Source organism: Promicromonospora citrea (assembly GCF_013004695.1).
GTDB classification, from domain to species: Bacteria; Actinomycetota; Actinomycetes; order Actinomycetales; family Cellulomonadaceae; genus Promicromonospora; species Promicromonospora citrea.
This window is the reverse complement of record NZ_JABEMG010000115.1, coordinates 1-14,258: the sequence shown is the minus strand read 5'-3', so window position 1 is coordinate 14,258 and position 14,258 is coordinate 1. Positions and strand designations below refer to the sequence as shown.

17 protein-coding genes are annotated in these 14,258 nt (G+C 73.1%); 11 read left to right on the top strand and 6 right to left on the bottom strand.

Annotation, left to right across the window (positions count from 1 at the left end; translation table 11 throughout):
- From HLB15_RS18240 to HLB15_RS18230, 3 genes are all read left to right on the top strand, one after another.
- A partial coding sequence (locus tag HLB15_RS18240; protein ID WP_171107271.1) for a DUF4339 domain-containing protein occupies positions 1–217 on the top strand: 217 nt, incomplete at its 5' end.
- A 1-nt stretch (position 218) separates the two neighbouring features.
- Entirely contained in the window at positions 219–1,397 is a 1,179-nt protein-coding gene (locus HLB15_RS18235) for a TFIIB-type zinc ribbon-containing protein (RefSeq protein WP_212760054.1), read from the top strand.
- A gap of 25 nt (positions 1,398–1,422) precedes the next feature.
- Positions 1,423–1,809, top strand: a complete 387-nt coding sequence (locus HLB15_RS18230) for a TFIIB-type zinc ribbon-containing protein (RefSeq protein WP_171107270.1) — start codon at positions 1,423–1,425, stop codon at positions 1,807–1,809.
- A 247-nt stretch (positions 1,810–2,056) separates the two neighbouring features.
- Here the strand turns inward: HLB15_RS18230 and HLB15_RS18225 are convergent, their stop codons facing one another.
- A complete protein-coding gene (locus tag HLB15_RS18225; RefSeq protein ID WP_171107267.1) occupies positions 2,057–2,392 on the bottom strand; it encodes a hypothetical protein in 336 nt (111 codons plus the stop codon).
- Positions 2,393–2,713: 321 nt separating this feature from the next.
- Here HLB15_RS18225 and HLB15_RS18220 point away from each other — a divergent pair, with 321 nt between their 5' ends.
- Positions 2,714–3,673 (top strand): phosphotransferase family protein, encoded by a 960-nt coding sequence (locus tag HLB15_RS18220; RefSeq protein WP_171107265.1) that lies wholly within the window; start codon positions 2,714–2,716, stop codon positions 3,671–3,673.
- Between the two features lie 27 nt (positions 3,674–3,700).
- Here the strand turns inward: HLB15_RS18220 and HLB15_RS18215 are convergent, their stop codons facing one another.
- A complete protein-coding gene (locus HLB15_RS18215; RefSeq protein ID WP_171107263.1) occupies positions 3,701–4,156 on the bottom strand; it encodes a SufE family protein in 456 nt (151 codons plus the stop codon).
- Positions 4,157–4,234: 78 nt separating this feature from the next.
- On the opposite strand from HLB15_RS18215, the gene HLB15_RS18210 reads away from it, so the two are divergent.
- On the top strand, positions 4,235–4,534 hold the full coding sequence (locus tag HLB15_RS18210) for a DUF3175 domain-containing protein (RefSeq protein WP_171107261.1): 300 nt from the start codon (positions 4,235–4,237) through the stop codon (positions 4,532–4,534).
- A 7-nt stretch (positions 4,535–4,541) separates the two neighbouring features.
- Here the strand turns inward: HLB15_RS18210 and HLB15_RS18205 are convergent, their stop codons facing one another.
- Positions 4,542–5,435 (bottom strand): sulfurtransferase, encoded by an 894-nt coding sequence (locus tag HLB15_RS18205; RefSeq protein WP_171107259.1) that lies wholly within the window; start codon positions 5,433–5,435, stop codon positions 4,542–4,544.
- Between the two features lie 79 nt (positions 5,436–5,514).
- Positions 5,515–6,789 (bottom strand): sigma-54-dependent transcriptional regulator family protein, encoded by a 1,275-nt coding sequence (locus tag HLB15_RS18200; protein WP_171107257.1) that lies wholly within the window; start codon positions 6,787–6,789, stop codon positions 5,515–5,517.
- Positions 6,790–7,087: 298 nt separating this feature from the next.
- Between HLB15_RS18200 and HLB15_RS18195 the strand changes: the two genes are divergently transcribed.
- A complete protein-coding gene (locus HLB15_RS18195) occupies positions 7,088–7,762 on the top strand; it encodes a hypothetical protein (RefSeq protein WP_171107255.1) in 675 nt (224 codons plus the stop codon).
- Between the two features lie 119 nt (positions 7,763–7,881).
- Here the strand turns inward: HLB15_RS18195 and HLB15_RS18190 are convergent, their stop codons facing one another.
- Positions 7,882–9,471 carry a vWA domain-containing protein gene (locus HLB15_RS18190; RefSeq protein WP_229784958.1) on the bottom strand — a complete coding sequence of 530 codons (1,590 nt, stop codon included), beginning with the start codon at positions 9,469–9,471 and terminating at the stop codon, positions 7,882–7,884.
- Positions 9,472–9,711: 240 nt separating this feature from the next.
- On the opposite strand from HLB15_RS18190, the gene exaC reads away from it, so the two are divergent.
- From exaC to HLB15_RS18165, 5 genes are all read left to right on the top strand, one after another.
- Complete coding sequence (exaC, locus tag HLB15_RS18185; RefSeq protein ID WP_171107252.1) at positions 9,712–11,235, top strand: acetaldehyde dehydrogenase ExaC; 1,524 nt, start codon at positions 9,712–9,714, stop codon at positions 11,233–11,235.
- A gap of 64 nt (positions 11,236–11,299) precedes the next feature.
- Positions 11,300–11,689 carry a DUF779 domain-containing protein gene (locus HLB15_RS18180; RefSeq protein ID WP_171107250.1) on the top strand — a complete coding sequence of 130 codons (390 nt, stop codon included), beginning with the start codon at positions 11,300–11,302 and terminating at the stop codon, positions 11,687–11,689.
- Positions 11,690–11,747: 58 nt separating this feature from the next.
- Positions 11,748–12,530: a MerR family transcriptional regulator gene (locus HLB15_RS18175; protein WP_171107248.1), complete on the top strand. Its 783-nt coding sequence runs from the start codon at positions 11,748–11,750 to the stop codon at positions 12,528–12,530.
- 28 nt (positions 12,531–12,558) lie between these two features.
- Complete coding sequence (locus tag HLB15_RS18170) at positions 12,559–13,440, top strand: PfkB family carbohydrate kinase (RefSeq protein WP_171107246.1); 882 nt, start codon at positions 12,559–12,561, stop codon at positions 13,438–13,440.
- Complete coding sequence (locus HLB15_RS18165; protein WP_311979591.1) at positions 13,416–14,069, top strand: nucleoside/nucleotide kinase family protein; 654 nt, start codon at positions 13,416–13,418, stop codon at positions 14,067–14,069. Before HLB15_RS18170 ends, HLB15_RS18165 begins: the two co-directional genes overlap by 25 nt.
- A 22-nt stretch (positions 14,070–14,091) precedes the next feature.
- Here the strand turns inward: HLB15_RS18165 and HLB15_RS24355 are convergent.
- On the bottom strand, positions 14,092–14,258 hold a 167-nt coding region (locus tag HLB15_RS24355; RefSeq protein WP_283243443.1), incomplete at its 5' end, for an Rv3235 family protein.

The following is a 14,258-nucleotide window of genomic DNA, read 5'->3' as shown; positions in this document are numbered from 1 at the left end:
CGGGCCGCCCCCGTTGCCCGGCTGGTACCTCGGCAACGGCGGCAGCCAGTCGGGCCCGTTCGACGACGCGGCGCTCGCCGGGCAGGCCGCCGCGGGCACGCTCACGGCGAGCACGCTCGTGTGGCGGGCCGGCATGGCGGGCTGGGAGCCGGCGTCGGCGGTGCCCGAGGTGGCCAGGCACCTGGGTGCCACGCCGCCTCCGCTGCCGCAGGCCTGAGATGGCGGAGCTCACCGAGGGCGGCCGGGCCGCCCACCACGCCTACCCGTGCGAGCAGTGCGGCGCGAGCGTCGAGTTCACCGCCGGCACCGGCGCCCTGACCTGCCCGTACTGCGGGCACGTGCAGCACGTCGCCGTGGCCGAGCGGGACGTGCGCGAGCACGACTACGCGGCGCTCGCCGCGGCACCCCGCCCCGCCGCCCCGGCCACCCACGACTTCCGGTGCGGCACGTGCGGGGCGGTCACGACGAGCGACCACCTGTCCCAGAGGTGCGGGTTCTGCGGGTCGCCGATGGTCGCGGAGGTCGAGAACCTCGGGCTCGTCGAGCCGGAGGCCGTGCTGCCGTTCGAGGTCGACCGCGCCTCGATGCAGAGCAGGCTGCGGGAGTGGGTGCGCTCGCGGTGGTTCGCGCCGTCCGCGCTCAAGCGGGTCGTCTCGGCCGAGCAGGCGCACGGCGTCTACCTGCCGCACTGGACCTTCGACGCGCGGACCCGGTCGCAGTACACGGGTCAGCGCGGCGAGCACTACTGGGTCACCGAGACGTACACGACCACCGACTCCGAGGGGCGCACCCGTACCGAGACGCGCCAGGTGCGCAAGACCCGGTGGTACCCCGCCTCCGGCACGGTCGCGCGCGACTTCGACGACGTGCTCGTGGCCGGCACGGGTCGGGTCATGCCCGAGCACCTGGCGAAGCTCAGCCCGTGGCCGCTCCAGGACGCGCGCCCGTACCAGCCGGACTACCTGGCCGGGTACGAGACCCTGCGCTACGACGTCGAGCCCGAAGCGGGCCTGGAGCGCGCCAAGGGAAAGATGGCGCCCGTCATCGAGCGGGACTGCCGCAGCGACATCGGCGGCGACGAGCAGCGCGTGCACCAGGTGCACACGAACTACTCCGCCGTGACCTACAAGCTCCTGCTGCTGCCGGTGTGGATCGCCACCTATCTCTACGGCGGCAAGCCGTTCCAGGTGCTGGTCAACGCCCGCACGGGCGAGGTGGTGGGCCAGCGGCCCTGGTCGGCGTGGAAGATCACGCTCGCCGTGCTCGCCGCGCTGCTCGTGGTCGCCGCGATCGTGTGGGCGGTCGTGGCCGCCGACGCGGGCACCACCGGAGCGCTCGCGCAGGTGGCTCCGGGTGCCGGAACCACGGCGCCGCCCCGCGCGTTGGGCCACGGGTAGACCACGCGACCGCGAGGAGAATCCGATGCTGTGCCCCATCGACCAGACCACGCTCGTCATGTCCGAGCGCAAGGGGATCGAGATCGACTACTGCCCCACGTGCCGAGGCGTGTGGCTCGACCGCGGTGAGCTCGACAAGGTCATCGACCGCTCGGTGGAGACCGAGATCGCCGCCGAGAACCAGCCTGCGGCGCCGGTGGCACCGAACCCCGTGCAGGCGGGTCCCGCGTACGGCACGCCGCAGCCCGCCTACGACCCGCGGTACGACGACCGTCGCCGCGACGACGACCGCCGGTACGACCGGGACCGGGACCGCCGGTACGACGGCGACCGCCGGTACGACTCGTACGGTGACCGCCGGTACAAGAAGAAGCGCCGCGAGTCCTTCCTCGAGGACCTCTTCGACTTCTGACCGTTCCGGGCGCCGGGCCTCGCGAGAACGACCTGGGGTACCGATTCGGCGGAGAATCGGTACCCCAGGTCGTTCTCGGAGCGGACCATCTCGGCTCCGGGCAGAGAAAGAGCCCCCTTTCCGGTTCGGAAAGGGGGCTCTTCCTCAGGAGCCCTTTGTCACCGGCCCCACCGTTCACGAACGGCCGGTGAAAAGGACGTCGGGTGCCGGGCGTGCTGGCGGCGTCCGGCGAGACGGGGGCGTGGGGTCACACGCCGGGGACGGGGACCGGTACGGGGAGGCCGCCGAGGAGCGAGGCGAGCAGGTTGCCGATCGCCGCGAGCAGGCCGTCCAGCAGGCCCGGGGTCGGCAGCGGCACCGGCAGGTCCGGCACCGGGAGGTCAGGGACGGGGACGTCCGGGACCGGGTCGCTCACGACCGTCTCCTCGGCGGCCGGCGCCTCGACGACGGCCTCCGCGGGGACGGCCTCTGCTGCGGGCTCGGACACGCTGACCTGGTGAACCGCCGGGGTGTCCCCCTCGGCCGCCACCATGGCGCTCGCACCGGTGGTGGCTGCGCAGACCAGGCCGGCCGAGACGGCCACGGTTGCGACAGCACGACTGATTGCACGGAATCCTCGGATCATGGTGTTTCCCCTCGAATAGCTCCGTCGTAACAGTTGGTGGAGCACACATGTGTGTTCACCAGAAAGCAGAGTGGGTGTCTTCTTTCACCCTGTCAATCGGTGCATGCGCATGCATTCGGCCGGTTGATTCCGACATTCCAGGACCGCCCCGGCGGCGAAATGCACCAGGAATCACGGCAACCCCGACATCACAACCGTGATATAGGACGGATGTCCAACAGAACGGTGCGCGCCGAAAATGATTCAGCTCCCGCACGGGGTGCTTGGGATGATCGCGGGATGTCCCGCATCCGACCCACCTGGCCCGACCTGCCCGCTCCTGTCCGCGACGTCGTCGTGGCGCGCCTCGGTGGTCCGGTCACGGCGTGGGCGTCGCACGACGGCGGCTTCTCGCCCGGGTGGGCGCTGACGCTCGAGACGGCCGCGGGTCGTGCCTTCGTCAAGGTCGCGTCGACCGACCACGCCGACGCCGCGCGCTTCCACCGCGCGGAGGCCGTCCGCTCCGCCGCGTTGCCCGCCGGCGTCCCCGCCCCTGCGTTCCGCTGGGCCGAGGAGATCGCCGACCCCGGCGAGACGGAGCCGTCCTGGGTGGTGATCGCGTCCGACGCCGTCGACGGCCGGGCGTTGCGGTCCGAGCCCTGGGACCTCGACGACCTCGATCGGCTGCAGCGACTCGCCCGGCGGATCGCCGAGCACGAGGTGCCCGCGGGCGGCGCGTTCCCCGACGCGGCCGACCACCTCTGGCCGGAGGCGGGCCTGCTGGCCGACGAGCGCCCGGCCGCCCTCGCCGCCTACGACCCCTGGCTCGCCGCCCACCTCGACCGGCTCGCCGAACTGGCGGCGCCCGACCGGCAGCGCGAGGCGCTGACGGGGTCCCGGCTGGTGCACAACGACCTGCGCGCCGACAACGCGCTGGTCGTGCGGTCGGCGGACGGCGGGGAGGAGGCCGTGGCCGTCGACTGGCCGCACGCCCAGCGCGGGCCGGCCTTCGTCGACCAGACGGCGACGCTGCCGGTCGTCGCTGCCACGGGCGGGCCGTCGCCCGAGGAGGTGCTGGCGCGGACGCCTCTCCCTGCCGGCACGGACCCCGAGGCGGTGACCGTGTGGGTGGCCGTGCTGACCGCCTACTTCGTGCGCAGCTCGCTGCTCGAGGCCCCGCCCGGCATCCCGCACCTGCGGGCGTTCCAGCGCATCCAGGCGGAGGCCTGCATCCCGTGGTTGCGGTCCCGGCTGGGCTGACCGTGCGGGGCTGACCGGGCGCGCGGGTCAGGCGCGGGCGGCCTCGACCTGCTCGCGCACCTGACGCTTGGCGCGGGCGAGCATGCCCGCCATGCCGTTCAGCCGCAGCAGGCTGACGACCTTGGTGAGGCCGAGCTGGAGGGGATAGTCGTCGGGCACGTCGAGCACCTGCTGCGCCGTCAGCCCGGTGAGGCCCTGCGCGAGGATCGACGCGAACCCGCGGGTGGTCGGCGCCTCCTCGGGTGCGGTGGCATGGAAGGCGACCACGCCGGCGTCGTCCACCTCGGCGAACGCGTAGACGGGGGACTGGCACTCCTGGACCCGCTCGAGCTGCTCCGGCGCGTCCGCGTACCGCTCGGGCAGCGGCGGGAGCTCGCGCGACACCTCCAGCAGCAGCTGGAGGCGGTCCCGCTCGGGCGTCTCCAGAAAGGCGTCCCGCAGCTCGGCGAGAGCCGCGGGCAGTGCGGTGTCGTCGGTACTCATCCGTTCATCCTTTCACCGTGCCGCTCGCGCGGGCCAGCGCCCGGGCGAGCGGCACGACGTCGTCGTAGCGTGAGGAGCATGGCCGAGAAGACGCGCGACGACGACGGCCCGGACCGCTGGTCCCAGGGCGTCACCGAGGGCAGCGACGCCCTCGACCTCGAGGAGGGCGTGTTCACGTGGGACGACCCCGCGCGGATCGCCCGCTCGCTGAAGAAGTCGGCGGAGGCGAGCGACCGGCGCAAGAGCTCGCCGTACCGGTCGGCGATGTCGATGCTCACCTTCTACATCAACCGGGCGGGCAAGGACCTCGACGCGGACCAGCGCGAGGTGCTGGAGCGCGCCAAGGACGAGCTGCGCACGGCCTTCGGCCGGGACTGAGGCGGGCTCAGACCGTGCCCGGCTCCGAGCCGGTCGCGACGGGCACGCGCACCGCGTTGCCCCACTCGGTCCACGAGCCGTCGTAGTTGCGGACGTTCCGGTAGCCGAGCAGATGCGTCAGTGCGAACCAGGTGTGGCTGGAGCGCTCGCCGATGCGGCAGTAGGTGATCACGGCGTCGTCGGGGCTCATGCCGAGACCCGCGGTGTAGATCTCCTCGAGCTCGGCGCGGGTCTTGTAGGTGCCGTCCTCGGCCACCGCCGTCGCCCACGGGACGTTGCGCGCCGTGGGGATGTGGCCGCCACGCAGGACGCCCTCCTCGGGGTAGTCCGGGATGGCGATGCGCTCGCCGGTGTACTCCTGCGGCGAGCGGATGTCGACCAGCGGGCCCGTGCCGAGGTGCGCCAGCACGTCCTCGCGGAAGGCGCGGACCGTCGTGTCGTCACGCTCGACCACCGGGTACTCGACCGGGGCAGGGGCGGGCACGTCCGTCGTGAGCTCGCGGCCCTCGGCGGTCCACAGGCCGCGGCCGCCGTCGAGCAGGCGCACGTCCTCGTGGCCGAACAGCGTGAACACCCACGCGGTGTAGGCCGCCCACCAGTTGTTCTTGTCGCCGTACAGCACGATCGTGGTGTCGCGCGCGATGCCCTTGCTCCCCAGGAGGGCGGCGAACGCCGCGCCGTCCAGGTAGTCGCGCATCTGCGGGTGCTGCAGCTCGGTGTGCCAGTCCACCTTGACCGCGCCGGGGATGTGACCGGTCTCGTAGAGCAGCACGTCCTCGTCCGACTCCACGACGACGACCCCCGGGTCCTTGAGGTGCTCCGCGAGCCAGGCGGTGCTCACGAGGCGTTCCGGGTGGGCGTACTGCGCGAACTTCTCGGACGGGTCGACGGGGGCGGTCATGGGTCCTCCTCGGGGGCGCGTGTGCTGTCGTCGTTGTGAACACGGCGAAGGGGCGAAACGATCCCGGGGGCTGCCGCGCTCACCCCAACCGCCGCTCCAGCACCCCCAGCCGCGCCCGTACCCGCAGTGCCAGCGGGCTCCCCGGCTCGGCCAGCTCACCCAGCCGCACCCACGCGCCGTGGTCGTCCGCGCCCTCGGCGCGCATCGTCCACCGTTCGAGCGCCGCGACGTCCGCGCAGGCGTGCACCGCTGAGCGCACCTCCTCGGTGAGCTCCTCGCGGAGCTGCTCGACGCCCGGCGCCACCGACCGGCGCAGCAGGCACTCGCCGTACGCCGCGAGCGCGGCGCGGACGTCGCCGCGGGCGAGGTGCTCGCGGACGACGCCGACGTCGGTCCGCAGGGGGCGGGCCAGCCGGTAGGGGCGCGATCCGGCGAGCAGGGGTGCACCGAGGACGGCGTCCGCGACCCGGCGCAGGCGAGAGATCTCGGCGCGCACGGTCACCAGTGAGAGGTCGCCCGGGTGCAGCAGCACGGCGAGCTCCTCCGCCGTCAGGCCGCGGGGGTGCTCGGCGAGGAGCAGCAGGATCTCGGCGTGGCGCAGGGAGAGCCGACGGCCGCGCAGGGTCGGGACGCCGAGGAGCCGGAGATCGGGCAGGGTCTCGGGGGCGGCGTCCACGGCGGCGGAGCGTGTCCATGGCGCAGGGTCGGTTCCGCCCGCCGTCGCACGCGCCGCGAGCTCGCGCTCGACCATGGCCACCGTCGCGCGCACGAGGGCGAGCGCCACGTGGGTCCCGGCCGCGCTGCCACCCGTGAGGTCGATGGCGCCGACGATGCCGCCGGACGCGTCGTGCACCGGCGCGGCGGTGCAGCTGAGCCGCTGGACGGGCCGGGCGTAGTGCTCGGCGCCGAGCACCTGCACGGGGCGGCGGGTGGCCAGCGCCGTGCCCGGGGCGTTGGTGCCCACCGACTCCTCGCGCCAGACGGCGCCCTCGACGAACCCGACCTGGTCGACCGTGGAGCGCACCGGCCCGCGGCCCTCGACCCACAGCAGCCTGCCCGCGTCGTCCGACACGGCGACGACGAGGTCGTCGCCCGTCGCTCCGCCGACCAGGTCCCGGACGAGCGGCATCGCGACGGCGAGCGGGTGGCGGCGCCGGTAGTCGTCCAGCTCGTCCGACGGCGCCACGGTGACCGACCCGGGGCGGTCGGGGTCCACGCCGTTGCGCAGGGACCGGCGCCAGGAGGCCGCGACGACGGGGTCGATCCCCGTGGGCTCCTGCGAGCCGGCGGAACCGACGAACTGTTCGTAGGCCGCGCGCACCCACTGCGCGTCCCGGTGTGGCACCTGCGCCATGCTGCCCCTGATCTCGTTCGCACGTCGTCGTCGAACCAGGCCAGTGTAGGCATCGGGCCACGGCTGTCGACAGGGTTGCTCCCGAGATCTTCAAGGGCGGGTCGGGGACGCGCCGGGGAAGAAGTCGTCCGAGCGGATCACAGACGTATTACGGTTTCACCGAGCAGGACCTGAAAAGTAGTCCTAGCGTCATTCGCACGGGTTGTTGCCGGGCCAGGGGGCCCGACACATAGTTTTCAGGGAACTCTCTTTGGGGGAAGAGTTGAACACCATCACTTTGTCCAGACCGGAAAGTACAGTGTCCGACACCGACGACCCGGCCGGCGACAGTCGCGGCCAGACACCCACCCCACGCACCGCGCAGCGCTCGACGCCGAGCCCCGCGCCCCAGCACGCACCGCAGCGGACCGAGCACCAGGCAGAGCTGCCGCCGCTCGGCACGCCGGAGCCGCCGGTCGCCGACCTCGCCGGAGCGCGCGGCCGCCGCCGCTGGACCTACGGCGCCGCCGCCGTCACCGGGCTCGCCGTCGCGATCGGTCTCTGGTCCGGCGCGGCCAAGGCGGACGAGGCCAGCCACCTCCTCGCGCTGACCACGGAGATCGAGGCGCAGGTCAGCACCACGTCCGACCGGTCGGAGGACCTGGCCGCCGTGCTGGACACGGCCCAGCGCGTGTACGACCACTCCGAGGGCCAGGTCGCGGACCCGGCGACGCGCGAGGTGCTCGCCGAGGCGCTCGCCGACGCCCGCGCCGCCGTCGCCCAGCGGGTCACCGACGCCCCGCCGTCGTCCGTCACGCAGGCCCACACGCTGCTCGCGCAGGCGACCCACATCGAGACCTCGCTCGACTGGGCCGCCGAGGACCTCCGCACCGCCGTCGACATGGTGCAGCAGTCGCAGGGCGCGCAGCGCACCCTCGAGACGCGCGAGCCGGTCGGCCAGCGCACCATCCTCACGTCGCACGACGGAAACTGATCGCGCATTTCCTCCGGGTCCGGAAATTTCGCGACCCGTCATCTTCGGTAAACGGCCGCCGCTTTTCCGGGCGAATATCGGTGCCTTTGCACGTATCTCTTTCGCAGGGAGAAATCTGCTCAGCGCGGATAGGCGTCCACGAGCTCCACGAACTCCGCCCGCAGCCCGTACGGGTCGGCCCCAAGGGAGTCGGCCGCCCGCTCCCGCACCGCGTCCAGGTCGGCGTCGCCCCGGTACGCCGACCCGGACGCGAGGAGCCCCAGCTCGGCCACCGCGGACGCGAAGGCGAAGTCCGCCGACGGCGTCGCGGTGAGCGCGTCCGCCTCGACCGGGAAGTCGACCTGCGTGCTCTCCGTGCCGCCCGGCTCCTTGTACCGCACGTGGACGGTCATGAAGTCGTCGCTCGTGCCGACCTGGCGGTCGGAGTACGTCAGGTCCGTGGTCTCCGCGTCTCCCGACCCGGCGGGGACCAGCTCGTAGAACGCCGTCACGGAGTGCCCCGCGCCGACGTCGCCCGCGTCGCGCGCGTCGTCGGCGAACTCCTCGTCCTCCAGGCGCCGGTTGTCGTACCCGACGAGCCGGTAGGAGCCCACCCGCGCCGGGTTGAGCTCGACCTGCACCTTGAGGTCCTGCGCGACGACGAACATCGTCGAGCCGAACTCGTCCACCAGTACCTTGCGCGCCTCCGCCAGGGTGTCGATGTAGGCGTAGTTGCCGTTCCCGTGGTCGGCGATCGCCTCCATCGTGCTGTCCTTGAGGTTGCCCATGCCGAAGCCCAGCACCGACACGGACACGCCGGACTCGCGCTCGGCCTCGACGAGCTCCGTCAGCTCCTGCGGCGTCGCGGGCCCCACGTTGAAGTCGCCGTCGGTCGCCAGGATCACCCGGTTGTTGCCGCCCTCGACGAAGTTCTTCTCCGCCAGCTCGTACGCCGTGGCCAGCCCGGCCGCGCCGCCCGTCGACCCGCCGGCGCGCAGCGAGCGCAGGTGGTCGACGAGCACGCCGTGCTCGGAGCCGGGCACCGAGTCCGCGACGACCCGGTCGTCGCCCGCGTACGTCACGATCGACACGCGGTCGTCCTCGCCGAGCTGCTCCACGAGCAGAGCGAACGACTCGGCAAGCAGCGGCAGCTTGTTCGGCTCGTCCATGGACCCCGACACGTCGAGCAGGAACACGATGTTGTTGCCCTCCGACGTCGGGATCGCCTCCGTCGCCTGCACGCCGATCATCGCGAGCTGGTGCTCCGGGTTCCACGGCGCGGCGGCGACCTCGGTCGTCACCGTGAACGGGTGCTCGGCGCCCGGGGTGGGTGCAGGGTAGTCGTAGTCGAAGTAGTTGACGAGCTCCTCGATGCGCACCCCCTCCGGCCGCACGCCCTGGTTCACCTGGCGGCGCAGGTTCGAGTACGACGCCGTGTCGACGTCGGCCGAGAACGTGGACAGCGGGCTCGTGGCGACGTCCTGGAACGGCTGCTCGGGGGAGTCCTCGTACTCCTCGGCGTCCTCCGGCGCGATCGGGGCGGGCTCCGGGGCGGGGGCGATGTCGGGTCCCGCCTCCGGGAGCGACAGGTTCGTCGCGTCGACGGCGGTCTCGCCGCCGTCCTCCGACCCGGTGCAGCCGGTGAGCGCCAGCACCACCGTCAGGGCCGCGGCGAGCGGAACGACCAGGGGCAGGGCGGGTGTCGGCAGGGCGTGCTGTGCGGTCCTCACGGGCGGCCTCCGGGGTCTCGGCTCGTCGCGCGCCCGCGGCGGGCGGCGACCTTGTCCTCGCCCTGCCTGTGTCGACGCCCGCGTCCCGCTTGCCCGGCGAAGGTCACGGTCGGGTTGCAACGCCGATGCAACCCGGCGCTGCCTACGCTCGCCGCACTCGGGTGCGCTGGTGCACCCGAGGTGCGGCTCCGCCGTCGGGCAGACCCGGGCGGGCCGCGGGACCCTGCGAGGAGGCAGACCATGACCGTGTACGCAGCGCCGGGGACCGACGGGGCGATCGCCACCTACCGCGCCCGGTACGACCACTGGATCGGCGGCGAGTACGTGCCCCCGGCCAACGGGCAGTACTTCGAGAACCCCAGCCCCGTCACCGGCCGCACCTTCACCGAGGTGGCGCGGGGCGACGCGGACGACATCGACCGGGCCCTCGACGCCGCCCACGGCGCCGCACCGGCCTGGGGGCGCACGTCCGTGACGGAGCGCGCGATCATCCTCAACAAGATCGCCGACCGCATGGAGGAGCACCTCGAGGAGCTGGCTGTCGCCGAGACGTGGGAGAACGGCAAGCCGGTCCGCGAGACCCTCAACGCGGACATGCCGCTGGCGATCGACCACTTCCGCTACTTCGCCGGCGCCATCCGCGCGCAGGAGGGGTCGATCAGCGAGATCGACGGCGACACCATCGCCTACCACTTCCACGAGCCGCTCGGCGTCGTCGGGCAGATCATCCCGTGGAACTTCCCGATCCTCATGGCCGTGTGGAAGCTGGCGCCGGCGCTCGCGGCGGGCAACGCCGTGGTGCTCAAGCCGGCCGAGCAGACGCCGGCGTCGATCCTCTACCTCATGGAGCTCATCGCGGACCTGCTGCCGCCGGGCGTGGTCAACGTGGTGAACGGGTTCGGCGCGGAGGCGGGCAAGCCGCTGGCGAGCTCGCCGCGCATCCGCAAGATCGCGTTCACGGGCGAGACCACGACGGGCCGCCTGATCATGCAGTACGCCTCGCAGAACATCATCCCGGTGACGCTCGAGCTCGGCGGCAAGTCGCCGAACATCTTCTTCGGCGACGTCGCGGCGGCCCGCGACGCCTACTACGACAAGGCGCTCGAGGGCTTCACGATGTTCGCGCTCAACCAGGGCGAGGTGTGCACGTGCCCGTCGCGCGCGCTCATCCAGAGCGACATCTACGGCGACTTCCTGGCCGACGCCGTGGCCCGCACCGAGGCGGTGAAGCAGGGCAACCCCCTCGACACGGACACGATGATCGGCGCCCAGGCGAGCAACGACCAGCTCGAGAAGATCCTCAGCTACTTCGAGATCGGCCGGGCCGAGGGCGCGAAGGTGCTCACCGGCGGCCACCGCGCCGAGCTCGACGGCGACCTCGCGGGCGGCTACTACGTGACGCCGACGATCTTCGAGGGCCGCAACGAGATGCGGGTCTTCCAGGAGGAGATCTTCGGGCCCGTGGTGGCGGTGACGCAGTTCGCCGACTTCGACGACGCCATCAAGATCGCCAACGACACGCTCTACGGCCTGGGCGCGGGCGTGTGGAGCCGGTCGGGCGAGACCGCGTACCGGGCGGGCCGCGCGATCGAGGCGGGCCGCGTGTGGACGAACAACTACCACGCCTACCCGGCCGCCGCGGCGTTCGGCGGCTACAAGGGGTCGGGCGTGGGCCGCGAGAACCACAAGATGATGCTCGACCACTACCAGCAGACCAAGAACCTCCTGGTCAGCTACTCGCCGCAGAAGCTCGGCTTCTTCTGACGGACGCCGCGACGCCGCGGCCGGGCGCACGCGCCCGGCCGCGGTACCCGGGAGGGAGGCCCTGATGTCCGACGACGTGTCCGCACCGGCCCGCGTGGCCGTGACCGAGGCGGCCGCCGAGCTGCTCGTGCGCCTGCGCGCCAAGCACGGCGACCTCATGTTCCACCAGTCCGGGGGCTGCTGTGACGGGTCGTCCCCGATGTGCTACCCCGACGGCGACTTCCTCACCGGCGACGCCGACGTGCACCTCGGCGACCTCGCGGTCGACGAGTTCACGGTGCCGGTGTGGATGAGCCGCAACCAGTTCGAGTACTGGAAGCACACCCACCTCACCATCGACGTGGTGCCGGGCCGCGGCGCCGGGTTCAGCGTGGAGGCGCCCGAAGGGGTGCGGTTCCTCATCCGCTCCCGCCTGTTCACGGACGAGGAGTGGGCCGCGCTCGAGGGGGCGTGACCCGAGCGGCGAGAAGGAGGTTGAAGTTGACGCGACGTCAACCTCTACCGTGGAGGTCATGTACTGGTCCATCCAGGAGATCGCGCGGCTGACCGGCGTCACGAGCCGGACGCTGCGCCACTACGACGCCGTGGGGCTGCTGCCCGCCGTCCGGACGACGGCGAGCGGGCCCCGCCGCTACGACCGCACCGCGCTGGTGCGGCTGCAGCGGATCCTGCTGCTCCGGGACCTCGGTCTCGGCCTCGGCGACATCGCCGAGGTGCTCGACAGCGAACAGGACGAGGCGGCGGCGCTGCGTCGCCACCTCGTCTCCCTGCGGGCGGAGCAGGACCGGCTGGCGCGGCAGATCGCATCGGTCGAGAGAACGGTCACGGCCCTGGAGCAGGACCCCGAGGCGAAGGAGGACATCATGGCGCAGGACATGCTCGACGGATTCGACCACACCCGGTACGAGCAGGAGGTGACGGAGCGCTGGGGCCGCGACGCCTACGAGCAGGGCGACCGCTGGTGGCGCGGGCTCGGTGCCGAGGAGCAGGCCGCGTTCAAGACCGAGGTCGCCGAGCTGAGCTCGGCATGGGCCGAGGCCGCCGAGGCCGGGACCGACCCCGCCTCGGACGAGGCGCAGGCGCTCGCCGCCCGGCACGCCGCGTGGCTCGTCTCCGTCCCGGGCACCCCGGGCCACCAGCGGTCGCTGCCCGACAAGGGCTACCTGCTGGGCCTCGCCGACCTGTACGTGGCCGACGACCGGTTCTCCACGAACTACGGGGGCACCGGCGGCGCGACCTTCGTGCGCGACACGCTCCGCGTCTTCGCGGAGCGCGCGTACCCGGCCGGTCAGTGACACCCGGTTTCACGGGTAACCTCTGCACATGCTCGAAGCCGCAGCCACCGACCGTCAAAAACCACGTTTGACGTGCTGGTTTGCCGGGTTGACGACGCTTGATGTGATCCATCGGAGCACCGTCAGACCGGGTCCCAACCAGAAGATCACCGCCGTGCGGCAGGACGTGTCCGCCGGCGGTCCTGCGGCCAACGCGGCGGTCACCGCCGCCACGCTCGGGGCCAGGGCGCTGCTCGTCAGCGCCCTGGGCTCCGGCCCCGTCGGTTCGGCCGCCCGGGGCGACCTGGAGCGGCACGGCGTCGAGGTGCACGACGTCGCCGCGGGCGAGGAGATCTCGCTCGCGGTGTCCGCCGTCGTCGTCGACGACGCGACCGGTGACCGGTCGGTCGTGTCGCCCGACGCCACCCTCGCCGGCACGTTCGACGTCACCCCGGACGTGCTCGACACCCTGCCCCGGCCCGACGTCGTGCTGCTGGACGGCCACCACCCCGGCCTCGCGCGCAGCGTGCTCGCCTACGTGCGAGCGCTCGACCCGCGCCCGCTCGTCGTGCTCGACGCCGGCCGCTGGCGGCCTGTGTTCGCCGACCTCCTCGGCGGCGCCGACGTCACGGCGGCCTCCGCCGACTTCTACCCGCCCGAGGGCGTCGACCGCTCGCGCGCGACCGTCGCGACGCACGGCCCCGACCCCGTGACGTGGTGCGACGAGTCCGGGCGCCGCGGCACCACCACCGTCCCGACCGTCGACGTCCGGGACACGCTCGGCGCGGGCGACGCGTTCCACGGCGCGCTGGCCGTCGCGCTCGGCCGCGGCGCCGATCTCGAGGCCGCCGTCGAGGAGGCGGTCCGGGTCGCGTCGCTGCGCGTGCAGCACGTCGGCCCCCGGTCGTGGCTGGAGCACCTGTGCGCCTGACCACCCAGGACCTCGTCGAGCGGGCCGCCGGCCTCGTCGCCGAGGCCGCACGCACCGGCCGGACGCAGGTGCTCGGCATCGCGGGCCCGCCCGGCGCCGGCAAGTCCACCCTCGCCGCCACGCTCGTCGCGGCGCTCGCACCCGGCACGGCGGTCGTCGTGGGGATGGACGGGTTCCACCTCTCCAACGCCGTGCTCGCGGCGCACGGCAGCCGCGACCGCAAGGGCGCCGTCGACACCTTCGACGACGCCGGGTACGCCGCCCTGATCGGCCGGATCGCGGACCGGCGGCCCGGCGACCCGGCGGTCTACGCTCCGGAGTTCCGGCGCGAGATCGAGGAACCGGTCGCGGCGGGTACCGAGGTCGCGGACCAGCCCCTGGTGATCACCGAGGGCAACTACCTTCTCGTGCCCGACGGCGCGTGGCCCGCGGCGCGGGCGCGCATGGCGGAGGTCTGGTACCTCGAGCTGCCCGACGCCGAGCGCCTGCGCCGCCTCGTCGCGCGCCACCACGCGTTCGGCAAGCCCCTGCCCGACGCCGAGGCCTGGGCGAGGGGTTCCGACCAGCGCAACGCCGAGCTCATCGCGACGACCCGCCACGCGGCGGACCTGGTGGTCGAGCCGGCCTAGGGTGCTGCGGTCCCGGCCCGGTTCACCCGATCTCCAGGACCGCCACCCGCCACGTGCCGCGCCGGCCCTCGAGCCGCACGGCGGCGGCGCGGACCCGGCCCTCGTCGTGCAGGATCACGGTCGCCTCGGCCGACGTCGTGCCCAGCCGGACCGTGCGCACCCGGCGGACGGTCGCCGGGTGCGCCCGCG

Bases quoted from the DNA above. Each gene is read 5' to 3' on its own strand.
- exaC (WP_171107252.1), top strand. From the start codon at position 9,712: ATGACCGTGTACGCAGCGCCGGGGACCGACGGGGCGATCGCCACCTAC.
- HLB15_RS18180 (WP_171107250.1), top strand. From the start codon at position 11,300: ATGTCCGACGACGTGTCCGCACCGGCCCGCGTGGCCGTGACCGAGGCG.
- HLB15_RS18210 (WP_171107261.1), top strand. From the start codon at position 4,235: ATGGCCGAGAAGACGCGCGACGACGACGGCCCGGACCGCTGGTCCCAG.
- HLB15_RS18175 (WP_171107248.1), top strand. From the start codon at position 11,748: ATGTACTGGTCCATCCAGGAGATCGCGCGGCTGACCGGCGTCACGAGC.
- HLB15_RS18230 (WP_171107270.1), top strand. From the start codon at position 1,423: ATGCTGTGCCCCATCGACCAGACCACGCTCGTCATGTCCGAGCGCAAG.
- HLB15_RS18235 (WP_212760054.1), top strand. From the start codon at position 219: ATGGCGGAGCTCACCGAGGGCGGCCGGGCCGCCCACCACGCCTACCCG.
- HLB15_RS18205 (WP_171107259.1), bottom strand. From the start codon at position 5,435: ATGACCGCCCCCGTCGACCCGTCCGAGAAGTTCGCGCAGTACGCCCAC.
- HLB15_RS18170 (WP_171107246.1), top strand. From the start codon at position 12,559: ATGCTCGAAGCCGCAGCCACCGACCGTCAAAAACCACGTTTGACGTGC.
- HLB15_RS18215 (WP_171107263.1), bottom strand. From the start codon at position 4,156: ATGAGTACCGACGACACCGCACTGCCCGCGGCTCTCGCCGAGCTGCGG.
- HLB15_RS18220 (WP_171107265.1), top strand. From the start codon at position 2,714: ATGTCCCGCATCCGACCCACCTGGCCCGACCTGCCCGCTCCTGTCCGC.
- HLB15_RS18200 (WP_171107257.1), bottom strand. From the start codon at position 6,789: ATGGCGCAGGTGCCACACCGGGACGCGCAGTGGGTGCGCGCGGCCTAC.